Source organism: Pseudomonas sp. AC252, from assembly GCF_979258105.1.
In genome coordinates this window covers 4,660,276-4,679,104 of sequence record NZ_OZ409837.1, presented here as the reverse complement: position 1 = coordinate 4,679,104, position 18,829 = coordinate 4,660,276, and the positions used below count along the sequence as shown (strand labels likewise).

The following is an 18,829-nucleotide window of genomic DNA, read 5'->3' as shown; positions in this document are numbered from 1 at the left end:
TGACCATGACTGAAAACCTGATCGAAATCCGCAACCTCAATGTCGCCTTCCATGGCCAGACGGTGGTGCGAGAACTGTGCCTGGATATCCGCCCCGGTGAGTGCCTGGCGCTGGTCGGCGAATCGGGTTCGGGGAAATCGGTGACCGCGCATTCGATCCTGCAACTGCTGCCCGATACGGAGACGCAAACCCGTGGCAGCATCCGCTATCGCGGACAGGAACTGCTCGGTGCCGAGCCGAAAGTCTTGCGAGAACTACGCGGCAATCGCATTGCGATGATCTTTCAAGAGCCAATGACCTCGCTCAATCCGCTGCACACCATCGAAAAGCAGATCGGCGAAACCCTGTTACTGCACCGTGGCCTCGGCGGCAAGCAAGCGCAGCAGCGTATTCTCGAACTGCTCGGGCTGGTCGGCATTCAAAAGCCCAAGGAGCGCTTGAAAGCTTATCCGCATCAGCTCTCTGGCGGGCAACGGCAACGGGTGATGATCGCCATGGCCCTGGCCTGCGAACCGGAGTTGCTGATCGCCGATGAGCCAACTACGGCGCTGGATGTCACCGTTCAGCGCAAGATCCTCTTGCTGCTCAAATCGTTGCAGCAACGCTTGGGCATGTCGCTGCTGCTGATCAGCCACGATCTCAATCTGGTGCGCAGCATCGCGCAGCGTGTGTGCGTGATGAAGGCTGGCGAGATCGTCGAGCAGGCACCCTGCGAAACCCTGTTTACCGAACCCCGACACCCTTACAGCTGCGTGCTGTTGAACGCAGAGCCGGAAGGTGAAGCCCTGCCCCGTGACGAACGTGAAAATGTGCTGGAGGTCGCTGACCTGCGTGTCGATTTCCAGGTCGGTGGCGGACTGTTTCGCCGCAAGCAATATTTGCGCGCGGTTGATGGCATCAGCCTGAATATTCAGCGCGGCAAGACCTTGGGCATTGTTGGCGAGTCCGGTTCGGGCAAGTCGACGCTGGGGCAGGCGATTCTGCGCTTGCTCGACTCCGAAGGCAGTATCCGCTTTCAGGGCGAAGCACTTGATGGTCTCAATCAGAAGCAACTGCGGCCGTGGCGCCGAAAGATGCAAGTGGTGTTTCAGGATCCGTTTGGCAGCCTGAGCCCGCGCATGTCGGTAGCACAGATCATCAGCGAAGGCCTCGAAGTGCATTGCGAATCGACGGCTGACGAATGCGACGAGCAGGTAATTCGTGTTCTCAAGGAAGTCGGTCTGGATCCGGAGAGCCGCCATCGCTACCCGCATGAATTTTCCGGCGGTCAGCGCCAGCGCATCGCCATTGCCCGGGCACTGGTGCTCAAACCCGCGCTGATCCTTCTTGATGAACCGACCTCGGCCCTCGACCGCACCGTACAGAAACAAGTGGTCGCCCTGCTCCGTGATCTGCAGGAAAAACACGGTCTGACCTACCTGTTCATCAGCCATGATCTGGCGGTGGTGCGCGCCCTCGCCCATGACATGATCGTGATCAAGGACGGCCAGGTCGTCGAGCGGGGCGCCAGTCACGACGTGTTCGACAACCCGCAGCATCCGTACACCAAAGAGCTGTTGGCGGCGGCGCATCCGGGGTAGGCAATCGGCGCTCGCCTCGGAACCGAGTCATGGCTATCCCGAGCAGGCTCACTCCTGCAATTGGAATGCGTTCCCCTGTAGGAGTGAGCCTGCTCGCGATGAGGCCTTAAACAGGCGAAACATTTTCAGGACCCTGCAGATGAACACCACCGAAAGCCTCAAGGACTATCAACGGGTTCGCACCCTGGCGATCCGTTCGCTGTTCGAGATCATCGAGCAGTCCAGCGAAGGCACGGTGATCGTCGATCGCGAAGCGAACATCGTCTGGATGAACGAACGCTACGCGCGGCGCTTTGGCCTCGAATCGGCGGCAGGCGCCATCGGCAAATCCTGCGAAAGTGTGATCCCCGGTAGCTTGCTGCGCGAAGTGGTACGTACTGGTCGCCCCATTCTGCTGGACATGCAGGACACGCCGAAGGAACCGCTGGTAGTGATGCGCCTGCCGATCCACGACGACGCCGGCAGCGTAATTGGCGCCATCGGTTTTGCCCTGTTCGACGAGTTGCGTACGCTGTCGCCGATGCTCAAGCGCTACCTGAGCATGCAGGAAGAACTCGCCTCGACCCGCTCGCTGCTGCGTGCGCGGCAGACCAAATACAATTTCGCCCATTTCATCGGCACCAGCGCCGCCAGCCTCGAAGTCAAACGCCGCGCCCGGCGCAGTGCCAGCGCTGATTCGCCCATTTTGCTGCTGGGGGAAACCGGCACCGGCAAAGAGCTGCTTGCCCAAGCGATTCACAGCGCCTCGCCTCGGGCGCACAAAGCCTTCGTCAGCATCAACAGTGCGGCGATTCCCGAAGCGCTGCTGGAAGCCGAATTCTTTGGCACGGCACCCGGCGCTTTTACCGGCGCCGATCGCAAGGGGCGCACCGGCAAACTGCAGGTCGCTCAGGGCGGCACGCTGTTTCTCGACGAGATCGGCGACATGCCGCTGCCGCTGCAAAGCAAACTGCTGCGGGTGTTGCAGGAAAAAGAGTACGAACCGGTCGGCTCCAACGAAGTGATCCAGAGCGATGTGCGGGTAATCGCCGCGACCTCGACGGATCTGCAGGCGGCGATCAAGCGCGGCGAATTCCGCGCCGATTTGTACTACCGCCTCAACGTACTGCCGATCCAGGTGCCGCCGCTGCGCGAACGTCTCGATGATCTGCCGGCGCTGAGCGAGGCGATTCTGGAAGAACTGCGCAGCCAGCATGAACTGCACCGCGATGCGCTGGCGTTGCTGGGCCAGCATGCGTGGCCGGGCAACATTCGCGAATTGCGCAACGTACTGGAGCGGGCGGCGTTGCTCAGTGATGATCTGATGTTGACCGAACAGGATATTCGCGCGGCGATTGGCACGTTCACTCCGGTTGAGCGAACGCCCGAACCGAGTCTGCAAGCGCCGGCCGGTGAGACATTTGCCCAGGCGCGGGCGCGGTTTGATCGGCAGTTGATCGAGTCGACCTTGGCGCAATGCAATGGGAAAGTACCGGAAGCTGCGGCTCGGCTGGGGCTGGGGCGGTCGACCCTGTACAAGAAGATGGCTGCGCTGGGGATCGTCGAGTCTACATAAAGAGACATTGATCTCATATCTTGGATAGTTTTTTAAAATCAAACTATCGCAGCCTTCGGCGGCTCCTACAGGGTTGATACGTATTTCCTTGTAGGAGCTGCCGAAGGCTGCGATCTTTTCGGTCTCACAAACGAGACAAATTTTCCGGCGCAATCTCACTTTTTCATGAAATATCTATAGATATCAACGTGTTAGGCACTTGGCACAGTAATCGCTAACACCTCTCCACACCCGTTCCACCCACAAAAATAACAATCCTGGAGAGACACACCATGAGTGTGATCATTGCCTTGGCAGCCCTGACGCTGCTGATGCTGGCTGCCTACCGTGGCTACAGCGTCATCCTCTTCGCCCCGATCGCCGCCCTCGGCGCGGTCCTGCTCACCGATCCGTCCGCCGTTGCTCCCGCGTTTACCGGGGTGTTCATGGACAAGATGGTCGGTTTCATCAAGCTCTACTTCCCGGTATTTCTCCTCGGCGCGGTGTTCGGCAAGTTGATCGAGCTGTCCGGTTTCTCACGCTCGATCGTGGCTGCTGCGATTCGCCTGCTCGGGACTCGGCAAGCGATGCTGGTGATCGTGCTGGTCTGCGCCCTGCTCACTTATGGCGGCGTGTCGTTGTTCGTTGTGGTCTTTGCCGTTTACCCGTTTGCAGCGGAGATGTTCCGCCAGAGTAATATTCCCAAGCGCCTGATCCCGGCGACCATTGCCCTCGGCGCGTTCTCGTTCACCATGGACGCCCTGCCCGGCACCCCGCAGATCCAGAACATCATTCCCAGCACCTTCTTCAACACCACCGCCTGGGCGGCGCCTTGGCTGGGGGTGATCGGCACGATCTTCGTATTCTGCGCCGGGATGCTGTTCCTGCAGCGTCAGCGCAACAAGGCGCAGCGTGCCGGCGAAGGTTACGGCACCGAACTGCGCAACGAACCGGAAACGGCAGAAGATCTCAAGCTGCCGAACCCTTGGATTGCGCTGTCGCCATTGCTGGCGGTGGGCATCATGAATCTGCTGTTTACCCAGTGGATTCCGCTGTGGTACGGCAAGACTCATAGCCTCGCGCTGCCGGGCATGGCCGCGCCGGTCACCACCGAGATCGCCAAACTCACGGCGATCTGGGCGGTGCAGGCGGCGTTGCTGGTCGGCATCCTCATGGTGTTGGCGTTCGGCTTTCAGGCGATTCGCAGCAAGCTTGCCGAAGGCAGCAAAAGCGCGGTCAGCGGTGCGCTGCTGGCGGCCATGAACACCGCTTCCGAATACGGCTTTGGCGCGGTGATTGCGTCGCTGCCCGGTTTCCTGGTGCTGGCTGACTGGCTCAAGCAGATTCCCAATCCGTTGGTCAACGAAGCGATCACCGTGACGCTGCTGGCCGGCATCACCGGTTCGGCCTCGGGCGGCATGAGCATTGCGCTGGCGGCGATGTCCGAGCAGTTCATCAGTGCGGCGCACGCGGCGAATATTCCGCTGGAAGTGCTGCACCGCGTCGCAGCGATGGCCAGTGGCGGCATGGACACCCTGCCGCACAACGGCGCGGTGATCACGCTGTTGGCGGTGACCGGGCTGACCCACCGCGAAGCCTATAAAGACATTTTCTGTATTACGCTGATCAAGACCCTGGCGGTTTTCGTGGTGATCGGCACTTTCTACGCCACTGGCATTGTGTGAGGTATTCATGACCACTCTTTCCGGCAAGACAGCTTTGGTGACCGGCTCCACCAGCGGCATCGGCCTGGGCATCGCGCTGAGCCTGGCCAAGGCCGGCGCCAATCTGATTCTCAATGGCTTCGGCGACGCCTCGAAAGTGATCGCTGACGTCGCTCAGTACGGCGGCAAGGTTGGCCATCATCGCGCCGATGTCAGCGACCCGGCGCAGATTGCCGACATGGTTGCTTACGCCGAGCGTGAGTTTGGAGGCGTCGACATTCTGGTCAACAACGCGGGTATTCAGCATGTCGCGGCAGTGGAAGAGTTCCCGGTGGAGCGCTGGGATTCGATCATCGCGATCAACCTGTCGTCGGTGTTTCACAGCACGCGTCTGAGCCTGCCGGGCATGCGTCGGAAAAACTGGGGGCGCATCATCAACATCGCCTCGGTGCATGGTCAGGTCGGCTCCACCGGCAAAGCCGCATATGTCGCCGCAAAGCATGGTGTGATCGGCCTGACCAAAGTGGTCGGGCTCGAAACCGCGACCAGCCATGTCACCTGCAATGCGATCTGTCCAGGTTGGGTGTTGACGCCGCTGGTGCAGAAGCAGATCGATGATCGCGCGGCCAAGGGCGTCGATCCGCAGCAGGCGCAGCATGATCTGCTCGCCGAAAAACAGCCGTCGCTGGAGTTCGTCACACCGCAGCATTTGGGTGAGCTGGTGCTGTTCTTGTGCAGCGAAGCTGGCAGCCAGGTGCGCGGCGCGGCGTGGAATATTGATGGTGGCTGGCTGGCGCAATAAACACCTGGCCCTCTGTAGGAGTGAGCCTGCTCGCGATAGCGGTACATCAGTCACCTGTTACGGGTCTGGCACACCGCTATCGCGAGCAGGCTCACTCGTACAGGGTATGTGTAATCCGATAAGAAGAGGCAACCCCATGTCCGAGATCCTCTGGCAACCCGACGCCCAGCGTATCGCCCGTTCGCGTCTGGACGCCTTTCGGCGCGAGATCAATCAACGGCATTCGCTGCAGCTCGATGGCTACCCTGCCCTGCACCAATGGAGCATCGAGCAGCGCCCCGCTTTCTGGCAGGCGATCGTCGATTTTTTCGACATCCGTTTTCACACCCAGCCTGACGCCGTCTTGCGTGAGGGTGCAGAGATGCCGAGTGCGGAATGGTTTCCGGGCGCGACGCTGAACTTCGCTGAACACCTGCTGCGCCGTCGCGATGATGCGGTAGCAGTGGTCGCCGTCGCGGAAAATGGCCAGCGCGAACAGCTGACCTGGGCCGAACTGGCCGAACACGTCGCCGGTTTTCAGGCGAGCCTGCGCGCGGCCGGTGTGGCTCAAGGTGATCGCGTGGCGGCGTGCATGCCCAACACCTGGCAGACGCTGGTGGCAATGCTGGCCACCACCAGCCTCGGCGCGATCTGGTCCTGCTCGTCGCCCGACTTTGGCACCCATGGCGTGATTGATCGCTTTGGCCAGATCGAACCGAAAGTGCTGCTCACCTGCGCCGGGTATCAATATGCCGGGAAAAACCTCGATCAGACCACCAAGCTCAACGAAATCCTGGCGCAACTGCCGTCGCTGCAGCGGTTGATCATCGTGCCGTACGCTCGCCCGCAAGCTCGCATCGAGGACTACCAAACCCTAGCCTGCGTCTCTTTCTGGGAAGATTTTTATCTACCCGGTGGCGAGCCGGATTTCACCCCGGTGCCGTTCAACCATCCGCTTTACGTGCTGTACTCCAGCGGCACCACTGGCGTACCGAAATGCATCGTCCACAGCACCGGCGGCGTGCTGCTGCAACACGTCAAGGAACACGGCTTGCACTGCGATCTCGGTCCCGGTGATCGCCTGTTTTACTACACAACCTGCGGCTGGATGATGTGGAACTGGCTGGTTTCGGCGCTCGCGGTTGGCAGCGCTGTCGTGCTCTACGACGGCTCACCGTTTCATCCGGACCCTCAGCGTCTGCTCGACCTGATCGACGACGAACGCATCAGCGTGTTTGGCACCAGTCCCAAGTTTCTTGCCACGCTGGAAAGCAGCGGTGTCAGGCCCCGCGAAAGTCATGATCTGGGCAGCCTGAGAACCTTGCTGTGCACCGGCTCGGCGCTATCGCCGCAAAGTTACGATTTCGTTTACCGCGACTTGAAAACCGATGTGTGCCTGGCCTCGATGTCCGGTGGCACCGATATCGTCTCGTGCTTCGTCAACGGCAATCCGCTGTCACCGGTACGACGCGGCGAGATCATGGGCAAGAGCCTGGGTATGGCAGTTGAAGTCTGGAACGACGCTGGTCAGCCGGTAATCGGTGAAAAAGGCGAAATGGTCTGCACCCGACATTTCCCGGCGATGCCGATTGGTTTGTGGAACGACCCTGACGGGACAAAACTGCGCCAGTCCTATTTCAACCTGTTCCCCGGTGTCTGGGCGCAAGGTGACTACGCCGAACAATTGCCCCACGGCGCGATGATGATTCATGGCCGTTCGGATGCCGTGCTCAATCCGGGTGGCGTGCGGATCGGCACGGCGGAAATCTATCGTCAGGTCGAGAAAATCACTGAGGTACTGGATAGCGTCGCCATTGGCCAACAGTGGCAGGATGATGTGCGGGTCGTGTTGTTTGTGCGATTGCGCGAAGGACTGATGCTCGACGACAAGTTGCAACAGCGCATTCGTGAAGTCGTCCGCGCCAATACCACCCCTAGGCATGTACCGGCGAAGATTGTTGCGGTGACGGATATTCCACGCACCATCAGCGGGAAGGTTGTCGAACTTGCGGTGCGAGACGTGGTGCATGGGCGGCCGGTGAAGAACACCGATGCGCTGGCCAATCCCGAAGCGCTGGAGCAGTTTCGGGATCGGCGTGAGCTCAGCGACTGCGCGCCATGAAGCAACGCTGCCCCATGCCAGCATGGGGCAGCGTTACGAATCAATCACCGTTCAACTCAATGAGAACTTCACTTTCTATCGTCCGACCGATGTGACGGCTGACCGCTGCATTGAGGATTTGGACGTTCTTGAAGTATGCAGCAGCATCCGTTTCCACCTGACTCAGCAGCGCAGTCAACACTGCATAGGAGTCGGCATTCGACCGAGCTTCAGCGGCACTGTGAAACCCGCCACCCGGTTTCGGCAGGCGCCCAGCCGCGAGATTCAGCAACGGTGCCACATCGAGGACGGCAGTGTTGTTCTGCATACTGGCCGGGGCGGTAATCAAATCAGTTTTGCCTGCCCCTGCGCGGAACATCTCATGAAGCAGATCGTCCGCAACCTCACCGTAATTAAAACCTGCTGCATTGAAACGGGAATTGAGATTTCGGTTGTTGATGATCAGGTACTCGACACTTTCCTTCTCGTGCAAGCCGGCCTTTTTCCATTCGCTGTATTGGGTCTGGCTGACTTCAATGGTTTGATCATCGATTTTTGCACTGTCCAGCACGAAATTGCTGGCGGACGTGTCGTAGACGTTCAATCGAACAGCCGTCAATAAAGTCGCAAACTCATCTCGCCCTCCAGGGGTGCTGCCTAAAAACAGGCCAATGGCAAAATCGGTCTTGGTATTGAGCTTTGGCATGCTGAGCAGGTTGACTGCCGCGTTAACCTTTTCCCGCGCAATCGGCAGACTGTTCTGAACGATATGTCGCGTATAGCTCTCGGGACGCACGCCAGGCACAGTGAACGCGTGCTGAAACTGGAAGTCAGCCAGCGTTTTCCCCCACGGAGTACCGCGACTGCTTATCGCATACCATTGATTGTTTCTGTTCAACGCACATACGTTAACCACATCGGCGGCACCCGCCCGGGGTTTCCATTTGCCCTGACCGGCTTGGGGCAAACTGGATAACTTCAGAAAGTCCACGGATTGACGTCTACCGGTCAATCGATGCAATTGCGAGGTCGCTGAGTCGAGTAGCTTGACTCCCTGCCTGCTTAATTCAAGGCCGCTTTTCAAAAGTGACTTGGTCGCGAGGTATCCGGCCGTCGGTAACCCATCTATGGGGTTGAATGTCGACACCGTCAACTTCAAGGAATATTTCACGACGCTGGCGAGTTTCGCCGTCAGCGAAACTGTTCTTGCTGCAATCGTCAGTATCTTTGCCGGGGCGCCCAAGACAGTGAAGAAAATCCCGATCGCATCCATCGTGCAGGCATAAATGCCATCCACGACTTTGTTGCCCTCACCCGAAGCAATGTCTTCAATGCATCGTTTGAAGGGCACAACGAGATCAATTACAAACGTCACCCATTCGTCGGTCTTCTTGGTAAGAGACTCTCTTTCCGTAAGTTCTGTAAACGCCAACATCAGTTCATCGACGCTGCCGACAGGCCGGTGGGTTATCACGAATTGCGCGATATTGTTTATATGTTCGTCCATGAAGAACTGATAAAGACTGTGCTTGTCCGCTGGCGCAGTTGTCGGGGCAGCAAGCGTCCCCAGCTTTTCTATGACCATGATATCGGAGGCATTAGCGCGGGGGCGTGTGCCCTGCGTATAACTCTGAAAGTCAGTTGGAACCTGATGGGTTTCGGGCAGAGGAAAAAAGGCATCATTGCTATTCCCTTTGAAATCCAGCCTGGCCGGCATATTCATCTTTTGCGTTTTCAGAACAAGCTCACCCAGAGTGTCATTTCGTCGGCACTCGCCCAAAAGACTGAATAACTCATAGCACAGCATTTGATTATCGCCGTAAGAGGCGATCATGATCACCGCGAAGCGCCCCTTGCCTGATCTTTCTTCGCTTGCACCTCGACGCGTTGAGGGCCTTTATTGCCTACGCCAACCAAGTTGTAATTGCTGTTTGGATAGACCAATTCAGTAACTGGCGCCCGAACAGTAAAAAACGTTATCCGGCTTTTAGCGAAAATATCGCGATCTTGCCGGGGCATACCCGACAAGGCTAGTTTGATATTGGATGCGATCGCGCTATGCAGGCACCGATGATACTGTCGAACTTCATCCTCAAAAACACTTTGATTGATCGCCAGCCTCATCAATTGCGGATACTGAGTGAGAATGTGCGGTGTTTCATTCCAGTCCCATTCGCCCGAAGTCAGTACACCCTCGATGTGCAAATCCAGCATTGAGACTCGTGTACCAGAGAACGTTTCTGGCCGAAGTAGCGGATCCTCCAGGAAATCACATTCCGGTAAAGCTTTTTGCAAAGCCTCCAGCGCAAGCTTCTTCCGATTGGGTACGAGCGCGGAAAACGCCTTCACGCCGTTGACCATCGTTTCTACATGTATTTGATAAGCACCCAGCGCTTTCTCGGCGGCATTGGCGACCGATGCATTCAGATCACTTTGCGCGATCACCTCGTTGATCAACGCCCAATCAATGATGACATCAACTGCAGCCAGGCCCTGGAGTTGGCCCAGTGCCTGACTGATCGACCCCATGTCGGCAAACAGCATTGCGTCATTGTAATGGACAAAGCGTGCAGCTCCTCTAACGCTGAGCTCGATCATGCCGACCGCCTGAGACAACGTTACCCATCCGATTGAACCCGCAGTCAGCCATGTCGGCACACCATCCATCAAAAGTGCCGGGGCCACCGCGGACAACAGCATATGTGATGCCAAAGGCACCAACGTGCGGGGCACGATTTTCTGGCCGACAAGATACTGCTCAAAGCTCTGCCGAATACTGGCCAGGCTCTTATCGGCGGCAACGGCCGGATGATAAATATCATAGCCAGCGATTTCGTTGCGCTGTTTCTTGTTGCCAATACCTGGATCAAGTTGAAGAAGAATGGCCGTGTAGAGAACCTGCACGTAATCATTCGCATCACACTCCTCGCCAGCACGAGCGCCCCACCACTGCAGTGCATCAATATATTTCTTCGCCAAATCATAGGAAAACTGATGATGCACAAGTTCCTGCAGCACCTCGTCGGCAGTTTCCCAATCAACCCCATCATGTAAAACAGGCTTGACGTTTTCATACAACATACCCAGCAAACCTTTTCCGGCGGGAACCAGCTTCGCGGTCAATGTCCGAATTTCTTGACACTGAGTTACGGTCAATGCAGCTGAGCCACCGTCGTGGCCGTTGATGTAGTCCCAATAATTGGCGATACGGTCACTACGGCGGAATTCCCATTGCAGAAAATTCAGCAGAGATTCCAGTTGCTCGACATCAGTCGGGACCAACAGCCCGTGAAAGCGCAGCCATTGAGCATAACTGGCATCGTCCGTTACCGAGCGGACTGCTCCACCCGTTTGCGCCGCGCCCTCCATGATTATTTTCAGGACTGCCTGCTTATTCGGGTCAGATTGTATTTTCTGTCGTATGCTTTCAGCGCCACTTCCATTGTTGATCCAGACGTCAAGCCCGGCGCTGGTGACGATTGCAACCGCGTTACGATCGTATGGCTTGATCAGATCCGCCAGCATTTTGCTGAAGGTCTTGTGCACATAATAAAAAGAGGATTCCTCCTCCAAGGTCAAAGTAATTGACTCCATATCGATCAACGCTGCACTTTGTCGCACTTTATACAACGCATAAAGCACTGACGTTATTTTTTTCCGCTCTAACCCATCAGCTTTAATGCATAACTGATTTTCCTGCGCAGCCATAACTGCACTACCAGAGGAACCACTTCTGATCTTCATGTTCTGTCCTAGTTTAAATTCATTAGCGTCATAATCGACGCCTTTAAACTTTAAACAGAACCAAACATCAATCAACCAGTTAGTTATTAACCGACATTTCAGGGCGAAAACTTCAACAGAACAAACACGAACTCAGTAAACATCCACTTTACTCAATCAACCCCCAACCACCCGACGAGTCATCTTTGATTCTATCGTCTGAGTGCAGCTTTATCCGCAATCTTAAATTATTCACAGAATCTGCATGTTTAATTGCTTCATCTACATCGACGACACCTTCTTCAACCAGCTTATAAAGCGCGGAGTCGAATGTTTGCATACCTGCACCCTCCGACTTTTCCATAACGCTTTTAAGTTCTCCCAGTTCATTTCGCCGAACCAGATCTCCCACCGTTGGCGTGCCTAGCAATACCTCAACAGCAGCCCTTCGTTGACCATCAACAGTACGCACCAAGCGCTGTGAGATAAATGCTTTCAGGTTATTGCCTAGCGCTTGCAGCAACTGCGGTCGCCGCTCTTCAGGGAACATATTGATAATCCGATCCAGCGCCTGATTGGCATTGGTCGCGTGCAAGGTCGACAACACCAGATGCCCGGTATCGGCGAATGACAACGCATGCTCCATGGTTTCGCGATCACGTATTTCGCCGATCAATACCACATCCGGGGCCTGGCGCAGCGTGTTCTTCAAAGCAGCTTGGAAACTGCGTGTGTCGACACCGACTTCGCGCTGATTGACGATCGAGCGCTGGTGCCGGTGGATATATTCGATCGGGTCTTCGATCGTCACGATGTGCCCGGCACTGTGGCGGTTGCGGTGATCGATGAGTGCCGCCAGCGACGTCGACTTGCCTGAACTGGTTGCGCCTACAAACAGAATCAACCCTCGCTTGAGCATCACCGTTTCCAGCAACACCGGCGGCAGCTTCAGGTCTTCGAATCGCGGGATGTCGAGTTTGACATTGCGGATGACAATCGACACGTCGTTGCGCTGCTTGAAAATGTTTACCCGGAAGCGCCCGACGCCCGTTCGGGAGATTGCCAGGTTCATTTCCAGATCCCGGTCGAACTCCCGGCGTTGCTCGGCGTCCATCAGGGAGGCGGCGATGGCCGCGGTTTCGCCGGGTTTGAATGGCTGATCGCTCAACGCTCTCAGCACACCGTCAATGCGCGCGCTCGGCGCTGCGCCGGTAGAGAGGAACAGATCAGAACCGTTTTTTTGCGACAATATTGTCAACAGTGCATCGATTTCCATGGCTGACAGCACCCGCGAAGCATTGAATGAGCAGATTTGGCCTACGCTTGGCGCGGCTCCTGCAACAATGATAGACCCCGTCTCACCGAACCACGCTCAGGATTGAAACATGAACGCTGTACCCACCACCGATGACGCTCAGGCCCTGATTGCCCGCACCGACTGGAGCCGCAGCCCGCTGGGCCCCGCCGGCACCTGGCCGCAGAGCTTGCGCACGGCGGTGGATATCGTCATTCATTCACCGATGCCGATGCTGCTGTTATGGGGTCCGCAACTCACGCAGATCTACAACAATGGTTTTGCCCTGCTCGCCGGGAGCAAACATCCCGAAGCGTTCGGGCAACCGACGCATGAGGTCTGGCCGGAAGTGCGGGATTTCGCCGAGCCGATTTACCAGGCGGTGCTGCAGGGCCAGGTGCGCAGCTTCAGCGAGCAACGTTTCAGCGTGCAACGTGACGGCAAGAAAACCGATTTCTGGCTGGATCTGACCTACAGCCCGATTCGCGATGAAACCGCCCAGGTAGCGGGAATCCTTATCACGGCCATCGAAACCAACGAACGCCGCCGCATCGCCCTGGAATTGCAGCGCCGTTCCGAGGAAAGCCTCAAGGCCCAGCGCCAGTCCGAAGAACGCCTGCAACTGGCCTTGGCCGCCACCGACGCGGTAGGTACCTGGGACTGGGACATTGGCGAAGACCGCTTCATCGCCGATGCGCACTTTGCCGAATTGCACGGTGTCGATCCGACCAGGGCCGGGCAGCTGCCGATCAGCGAATATCTGCACGGGGTACACCCCGAAGATCGCGCCATGGTCGCGCGCGGCATCAAGTATTGCATTACTCATGGCACTGAGTACGCCGAGGAATACCGCTTGCTGCAGGCTGATGGCACGCTGCGCTGGGTGTTCGCACGCGGCCGTTGCTACAAGGATCATCATGGTCGGCCGGTGCGTTTTCTCGGCGCGGCGCTGGACCTGACCGAACGCAAACACACCGAACAGGCGCTGCGTCAGAGCCAGACCGAATTGCAGTTGATCATCAACGCCATGCCGATCCTGATCAGCTATGTCGACGCCGAAGAACGTTTTCGTCTGAACAACGCGGCCTATCTCGACTGGTACGGGCTGACTCCGCAAGAGCTGTACGGTCGTACGATTCGCGAAGTCATCGGCGAAGAGGCGTATTTCCTGCGTGCACCTTTTATCGCTGAAGCGCTGGCAGGACGCTCCTGTTCGTTCAGTTTCTACACGCCGCACCGCGACGGCAGCACCCGTCACGCGTTGATGAACTATCTGCCCCGTCATGGCGCGGACGGTGCGGTCAACGGTTTCTACATCTTTGTCATCGATGAGACCGAGCGCAAAAAAACCGAGGAAGCCCTGCGCAATCTCAATGAAACCCTCGAAGAGCGCGTCAGCGCCCGCACCGAACAACTGGCCCAGGCCAACCAGCGTTTGCAGAACGAGATGTTCGAGCGCGAGCGCGCCGAAGATGCTCTGCGCCACGCGCAGAAAATGGAAGCTGTCGGCCAGCTCACCGGCGGCATCGCTCATGACTTCAACAACATGCTCACGGGCATCATCGGCAGTCTGGATTTGATGCAGCGCTATATCGCCAACGGACGCGCCGACGAGATTGGCCGCTTCACCGAGGCGGCGGTGTCATCGGCCAATCGCGCAGCGGCGCTGACCCACCGCTTGCTGGCGTTCTCGCGGCGCCAGTCGCTGGACCGCAAACAACTGAACGTCAACGAGTTGGTGCACTCGCTGGAAGACCTGATCCGGCGCACCAAGGGCGATGCCATCGATCTGCAATTGCGCCTGCCCGACGACGTGTGGCCCGTCAGCACCGACGTCAGTCAGTTGGAAAATGCCCTGCTCAACTTGGTGATCAACGCCCGCGATGCGATGCCGGAGGGCGGCGCGTTGCTGATCCAGACCGCGAACGTGTACCTCGACAGCAGCGACATCACCATTCTCGAGCCGGTGAAGGCCGGGGAATACGTCATGCTCGCGGTCAGCGATAACGGCACCGGCATGACGCCGTCAATTCGCTCCAAGGCGTTCGACCCGTTTTTTACCACCAAGCCGATCGGCCAGGGCACCGGACTGGGGCTGTCGATGATCTACGGATTTGCCCAGCAGTCCGGCGGCCATGTCAGCCTCGACAGTGTGCCGGGACAAGGCACTTGCGTACGTCTGTACTTGCCGCGTTTGCTTGAACTGGATGCCGAGGCGGTGTCGGTGAAGAATGCCGAACCGATTGCGGCGTCATCGACCGGTGAAACCGCGCTGGTCGTTGAAGATGATCCGGCGGTGCGCATGCTGGTACTCGATCTGCTCAAGGAGCTGGGCTACAAAACCTTCGAAGCGGAAAACGCGCAGACCGCCCTGCCGCTGCTCGAATCCGCACAACGCATCGATCTGCTGGTCACTGATGTCGGGCTGCCGGGCATGAACGGTCGCCAGTTGGCGGAGATTGCTCGCCAGCATCGGCCGGATCTTAAAGTGCTGTTCATGACCGGTTACGCGCAAATAGCTGCCGAGCGTCAGGGCTTTCTCGAAGCAGGCATGGACATGGTCGCCAAGCCGTTTGTACTCGAGGTCCTGGCGAGCAAGATCCGCAAGTTGAGCACCCCGATCCCGTGACTTGAGGCATAATCGCGCGCCCCGCCGTCACCCGTTATCAGGTATCGCACGATGAAAGCCCAAGCCCGCCACATTCTGGTGAAAACTGCCGAAGAGGCCGAACAACTCAAACAGCGCATCGCCAAGGGTGAAGCGTTCGATGTGCTGGCGAAGAAGTTTTCCACCTGCCCGTCCGGCAAGCGCGGCGGCGATCTGGGCGAAGTGCGGCCGGGACAGATGGTCGGGGCGATTGATGCGGTGATTTTCAAGAAACCGCTGCGCACCGTGCATGGGCCGATCAAGAGCAAGTTTGGCTATCACCTGGTGCAGGTGTTTTATCGGGATTGATCACTGCTGCTGTGCACTCGTCAGCTCCTACAAGGGATTGCATTTCAAATTCTGGGGATCAGCGCTCCGGGTACTTGAATCACCCGACTGGCCAATTCATGCCCCGCCGCTGCCGCCTCCGCCGGACTGCCGCCGAGCAAGCGCCTGGCCAGATACGCCGCGCTGAACGAGTCCCCCGCCGCTGTGGTGTCGACGACCTTGTCGACCTTCTGCGCCGGCACTTCGAACGCCTCACCATCGCAGCGAATCAGACACGCCTCGGCGCCGCGCTTGAGCACCACTTCCGCCGTGCCGATCTGTGCATACGTGGCAAACACCTCAGCGCAATCGGCAAACCCGAACAATGCCTGTTCGTCATCCACCGTCAGCAACGCCAGATCGACATAAGACAGGACGCTGCGATACGCCGCGCGCGCCTCTTCCACAGACGCCCACAGGCGTGGGCGGTAGTTGTTGTCGAAAACGATGCGTGCGCCGCGCTGTCTGGCTTCAATCAGGGTCTTGATCAGTCGGGCGCGGCCTTGCATTCCGAGTACAGCGAGGGTGATCCCGCTGAAATACAGCACGTCGTAGTCCGGCAACGCCGCGAGGATCGGCTCGGCCGCAGGGGTGGTGAAGCAATCGCGTACCGCCGCTTCGTTGCGCCAGTACAGGAAGCGCCGCTCGCCGTTGGCGTCGGTCTGGATGCAGTACAGACCAGGCAGCCGACCGGGCAAACGCTGTACCAGATCAAGGCCGATGCCTTCGCTGCGCCAGATCTGGCACATGGCGTCGCTGAAACTGTCGTCACCCAGCGCGGTGACGTAGTCGACGTGCGCCTTATCGCCCAGCGCACGGGACAGATACACCGCTGTGTTGAGGGTATCGCCACCGAAGCTTTGCTGCAGACTGCCGTCGGCGCGTTGCTGCAGTTCGATCATGCATTCGCCGATCAGGGCGATGCGCGGGGTGTTGCGGAGGATTTTCATCGGGTGGGATCTCTGGGGGGTCGGTGGTGGCTGTGCGGGCGTTTTCGCGAGCAGGCTCGCTCCCACAATGGAACGTATTGCCCTTGTGGGAGCGAGCCTGCTCGCGAATAGCCGCCGCAACGCAATCGCAAGCCTTAGAAGCAAGTCTCCATGGTTTCGATGACCGCCAACTGCTCATCCACCAGCAACCCCACCCGCCACTTGTCAAACGTCAGGCACGGATGCGATGTACCAAAGGAAATGATGTCGCCGACCCGCAGCTGTACCCCCGGCGCCACGGTCATGAACGCATGCTGATCCATCACCGCCGTGACCTTGCACGCACCGACGTCATCGCCCACCGCCGGAACTGCGCCGGCCTTGTAGCGCAGCAGCGGCACCGGCAAACCGGCATCGAATGCGACGTCACGCTTGCCCAGAGCAATCACCGCAAAACCCGGCTCCGGCAACGACTGCACGTGAGCCCAGACTTCCAGCGCCGGGCGCAGGCCCTCGTGCAGATCGCTGCGACGGTCGAGCACGCAGCACTGCGCTTCTTTGTAGATGCCGTGGTCGTGCGCCACGTAACTGCCCGGGCGCAACACGGTGAGGAAGCGGCCAGCGGCGTTTTGCGTTTCGAAGGATTCGGCAATCAGGTCATACCAGGCCGAACCGGACGCGGTGATGATCGGTTTGGCGATAGCAAAGGCGCCGCTGTCCTGCAGCTGCACCGCCAGGCGCACAAGCGATGCGGCGAACTCGCGAATGCCGCTGACTGCGTGGTCGCCGTGGATCACGCCTTCGTAACCTTCGATGCCGGTCAGGGCCAGCGCCGGTTGCGCGTCGATGGCCTTGGCCAGTTCGATGACTTCCTGCTCGCTACGGCAACCGCAGCGTCCGCCGACCACGCCGTATTCGATCATCACGTTGAGCTTCAGGCCCCGCGAAGCGAAGTAAGCCCCGAGGTCGGCGACGTTATCCGGGTGATCGACCATGCAATAGAAATCGAACGTCGGATCGGCGAGCAGATCGGCAATCAGCGCCATGTTCGGCGTGCCGACCAGTTGGTTGGCCATCAGCACCCGGCGCACGCCGTGGGCATAAGCGGCGCGTGTCTGCGTGGCGCTGGCGAGGGTGATGCCCCAGGCGCCGGCGTCGAGCTGTCGCTTGAACAGGGCTGGGGTCATGCTGGTTTTGCCATGGGGCGCCAGTTCCGCGCCACTGTCGCTGACAAACTTCTGCATCCAGCGAATGTTGTGCTCCAGCGCCTCGCGGTGCAGCACCAGCGCCGGCAGGCTGACGTCGCGGGTCAGTTGCGCACCGATGGCGGCATCGCCTTTTTCTACGGCAGAGTTGATGGCAGTGGTCATGGTCGAATCCTCACAGGCGCGGCCGCAGGCAGCCGCGGTTATTCGTTGATCCGCCGGGCGAGGCTGTTGGCGCTCTCGATCAATACCCGGCGATAGTCGTTGTAATTGTTTTTCGCATCGGCCCGTGGGGCGACGATGCACAAAGTACAAATGGCCACGCCTTGCGGGTCTTTGACCGGCGCGGCGAAGCAATGGGTGAAGGTGTCGGCGACGCTGTCGAAGGAGAAGAAGCCATCGATGCCAGCCTGACGAATTTCCGCCAGAAAACGTTCCAGTGGCAGGCGTTCGCCGTCGGGCAGGATGTAGTCGTCTTCGTCGATCAGATCGATGATCTGCTGGTCGCTCAAATGCGCGAGCAGCAGGCGCCCGGAGGCGGTCCACGGGATCGGCGCGTTTTCGCCAATATCGGAGGAAATGCGAAAATGCCGCTCGCCCTCCTTCATCAGCGCCACCGTGTATTTGCGCCCGTTGAGCAGGCACATCTGCGCGGTTTCGCGAGTCTGACTGACGATTTCCTGCAGGGCGTGATCGGCCTCACGGCTGAGGTCGAAATGGCGCAGATGCGCCTGGCCGAGGAAGTACAACTGGCGGCCCAGATAGACGTGACCGTCCTTGCCCACCGGCTCCAGTATTCGCCGTTCCAGCAAGGATGCGACCAGTTCATAGACCGTCGATTTCGGGCTGCCAATGCCATTGGCGATGTCATTGGGGCGCAGCGGCTGGCCGATTTCCTTGAGAAAATCGAGGATATCGAACGCCCGGTCCAGACCGCGAGCCCGGCGCTTGATGGTGTCTTCGGTCATTTCAGTGGGTTCCATTCAAAGTCGCCGGGAGTTTACAGCCAATGATCGTTCCCATGCTCCGCGTGGGAATGCCTTA

The 18,829-nt window shown here is 58.5% G+C and carries 13 protein-coding genes; 7 read left to right on the top strand and 6 right to left on the bottom strand.

Annotated elements, in window-relative coordinates:
* The first annotated feature begins 5 nt into the window (after positions 1 to 5).
* The 5 genes from ACZZZ4_RS21455 (at position 6) to ACZZZ4_RS21435 (ending at position 7,681) form a co-directional block, all read left to right on the top strand.
* A complete protein-coding gene (locus ACZZZ4_RS21455) occupies positions 6 to 1,580 on the top strand; it encodes an ABC transporter ATP-binding protein (RefSeq protein WP_463548711.1) in 1,575 nt (524 codons plus the stop codon).
* Positions 1,581 to 1,719: 139 nt separating this feature from the next.
* On the top strand, positions 1,720 to 3,135 hold the full coding sequence (locus ACZZZ4_RS21450) for a sigma-54 interaction domain-containing protein (RefSeq protein ID WP_463548710.1): 1,416 nt from the start codon (positions 1,720 to 1,722) through the stop codon (positions 3,133 to 3,135).
* Positions 3,136 to 3,407: 272 nt separating this feature from the next.
* Positions 3,408 to 4,799: a GntP family permease gene (locus tag ACZZZ4_RS21445; protein ID WP_463548709.1), complete on the top strand. Its 1,392-nt coding sequence runs from the start codon at positions 3,408 to 3,410 to the stop codon at positions 4,797 to 4,799.
* A 7-nt stretch (positions 4,800 to 4,806) separates the two neighbouring features.
* Positions 4,807 to 5,580 carry a 3-hydroxybutyrate dehydrogenase gene (gene hbdH, locus ACZZZ4_RS21440; RefSeq protein WP_463548708.1) on the top strand — a complete coding sequence of 258 codons (774 nt, stop codon included), beginning with the start codon at positions 4,807 to 4,809 and terminating at the stop codon, positions 5,578 to 5,580.
* A gap of 136 nt (positions 5,581 to 5,716) precedes the next feature.
* The gene (locus ACZZZ4_RS21435; protein ID WP_463548707.1) at positions 5,717 to 7,681 is read left to right on the top strand and encodes an acetoacetate--CoA ligase; all 1,965 of its coding nucleotides are present in this window, start codon (positions 5,717 to 5,719) and stop codon (positions 7,679 to 7,681) included.
* Positions 7,682 to 7,721: 40 nt separating this feature from the next.
* Here ACZZZ4_RS21435 and ACZZZ4_RS21430 read toward each other — a convergent pair whose 3' ends face one another.
* The 3 genes from ACZZZ4_RS21430 to ACZZZ4_RS21420 form a co-directional block, all read right to left on the bottom strand.
* A complete protein-coding gene (locus ACZZZ4_RS21430; RefSeq protein WP_463548706.1) occupies positions 7,722 to 9,500 on the bottom strand; it encodes a hypothetical protein in 1,779 nt (592 codons plus the stop codon).
* Entirely contained in the window at positions 9,497 to 11,404 is a 1,908-nt protein-coding gene (locus ACZZZ4_RS21425; RefSeq protein ID WP_463548705.1) for a hypothetical protein, read from the bottom strand. Before ACZZZ4_RS21425 ends, ACZZZ4_RS21430 begins: the two co-directional genes overlap by 4 nt.
* 148 nt (positions 11,405 to 11,552) lie before the next feature.
* A complete protein-coding gene (locus ACZZZ4_RS21420) occupies positions 11,553 to 12,659 on the bottom strand; it encodes a PilT/PilU family type 4a pilus ATPase (protein WP_415762642.1) in 1,107 nt (368 codons plus the stop codon).
* 109 nt (positions 12,660 to 12,768) lie between these two features.
* Here ACZZZ4_RS21420 and ACZZZ4_RS21415 point away from each other — a divergent pair, with 109 nt between their 5' ends.
* Positions 12,769 to 15,306 (top strand): PAS domain-containing hybrid sensor histidine kinase/response regulator, encoded by a 2,538-nt coding sequence (locus tag ACZZZ4_RS21415; RefSeq protein WP_463548704.1) that lies wholly within the window; start codon positions 12,769 to 12,771, stop codon positions 15,304 to 15,306.
* Positions 15,307 to 15,357: 51 nt separating this feature from the next.
* On the top strand, positions 15,358 to 15,633 hold the full coding sequence (locus ACZZZ4_RS21410) for a peptidylprolyl isomerase (protein WP_007912322.1): 276 nt from the start codon (positions 15,358 to 15,360) through the stop codon (positions 15,631 to 15,633).
* Positions 15,634 to 15,677: 44 nt separating this feature from the next.
* Here ACZZZ4_RS21410 and kdgK read toward each other — a convergent pair whose 3' ends face one another.
* The 3 genes from kdgK to ACZZZ4_RS21395 all read right to left on the bottom strand — a co-directional run bounded on the left by kdgK (position 15,678) and on the right by ACZZZ4_RS21395 (position 18,753).
* Positions 15,678 to 16,601 (bottom strand): 2-dehydro-3-deoxygluconokinase, encoded by a 924-nt coding sequence (gene kdgK, locus ACZZZ4_RS21405; RefSeq protein ID WP_463548703.1) that lies wholly within the window; start codon positions 16,599 to 16,601, stop codon positions 15,678 to 15,680.
* A 134-nt stretch (positions 16,602 to 16,735) separates the two neighbouring features.
* On the bottom strand, positions 16,736 to 17,950 hold the full coding sequence (locus ACZZZ4_RS21400) for an amino acid deaminase (protein WP_463548702.1): 1,215 nt from the start codon (positions 17,948 to 17,950) through the stop codon (positions 16,736 to 16,738).
* A 38-nt stretch (positions 17,951 to 17,988) separates the two neighbouring features.
* Positions 17,989 to 18,753, bottom strand: a complete 765-nt coding sequence (locus ACZZZ4_RS21395; RefSeq protein WP_415762646.1) for an IclR family transcriptional regulator — start codon at positions 18,751 to 18,753, stop codon at positions 17,989 to 17,991.
* Between the last annotated feature and the right edge of the window lie 76 nt (positions 18,754 to 18,829).

What these genes read in the sequence shown, in the direction of transcription:
- ACZZZ4_RS21455 (WP_463548711.1), top strand. Translation starts at nt 6, where the DNA reads ATGACTGAAAACCTGATCGAAATCCGCAACCTCAATGTCGCCTTCCAT.
- ACZZZ4_RS21450 (WP_463548710.1), top strand. Translation starts at nt 1,720, where the DNA reads ATGAACACCACCGAAAGCCTCAAGGACTATCAACGGGTTCGCACCCTG.
- ACZZZ4_RS21445 (WP_463548709.1), top strand. Translation starts at nt 3,408, where the DNA reads ATGAGTGTGATCATTGCCTTGGCAGCCCTGACGCTGCTGATGCTGGCT.
- hbdH (WP_463548708.1), top strand. Translation starts at nt 4,807, where the DNA reads ATGACCACTCTTTCCGGCAAGACAGCTTTGGTGACCGGCTCCACCAGC.
- ACZZZ4_RS21435 (WP_463548707.1), top strand. Translation starts at nt 5,717, where the DNA reads ATGTCCGAGATCCTCTGGCAACCCGACGCCCAGCGTATCGCCCGTTCG.
- ACZZZ4_RS21425 (WP_463548705.1), bottom strand. Translation starts at nt 11,404, where the DNA reads ATGAAGATCAGAAGTGGTTCCTCTGGTAGTGCAGTTATGGCTGCGCAG.
- ACZZZ4_RS21420 (WP_415762642.1), bottom strand. Translation starts at nt 12,659, where the DNA reads ATGGAAATCGATGCACTGTTGACAATATTGTCGCAAAAAAACGGTTCT.
- ACZZZ4_RS21415 (WP_463548704.1), top strand. Translation starts at nt 12,769, where the DNA reads ATGAACGCTGTACCCACCACCGATGACGCTCAGGCCCTGATTGCCCGC.
- ACZZZ4_RS21410 (WP_007912322.1), top strand. Translation starts at nt 15,358, where the DNA reads ATGAAAGCCCAAGCCCGCCACATTCTGGTGAAAACTGCCGAAGAGGCC.
- kdgK (WP_463548703.1), bottom strand. Translation starts at nt 16,601, where the DNA reads ATGAAAATCCTCCGCAACACCCCGCGCATCGCCCTGATCGGCGAATGC.
- ACZZZ4_RS21400 (WP_463548702.1), bottom strand. Translation starts at nt 17,950, where the DNA reads ATGACCACTGCCATCAACTCTGCCGTAGAAAAAGGCGATGCCGCCATC.
- ACZZZ4_RS21395 (WP_415762646.1), bottom strand. Translation starts at nt 18,753, where the DNA reads ATGACCGAAGACACCATCAAGCGCCGGGCTCGCGGTCTGGACCGGGCG.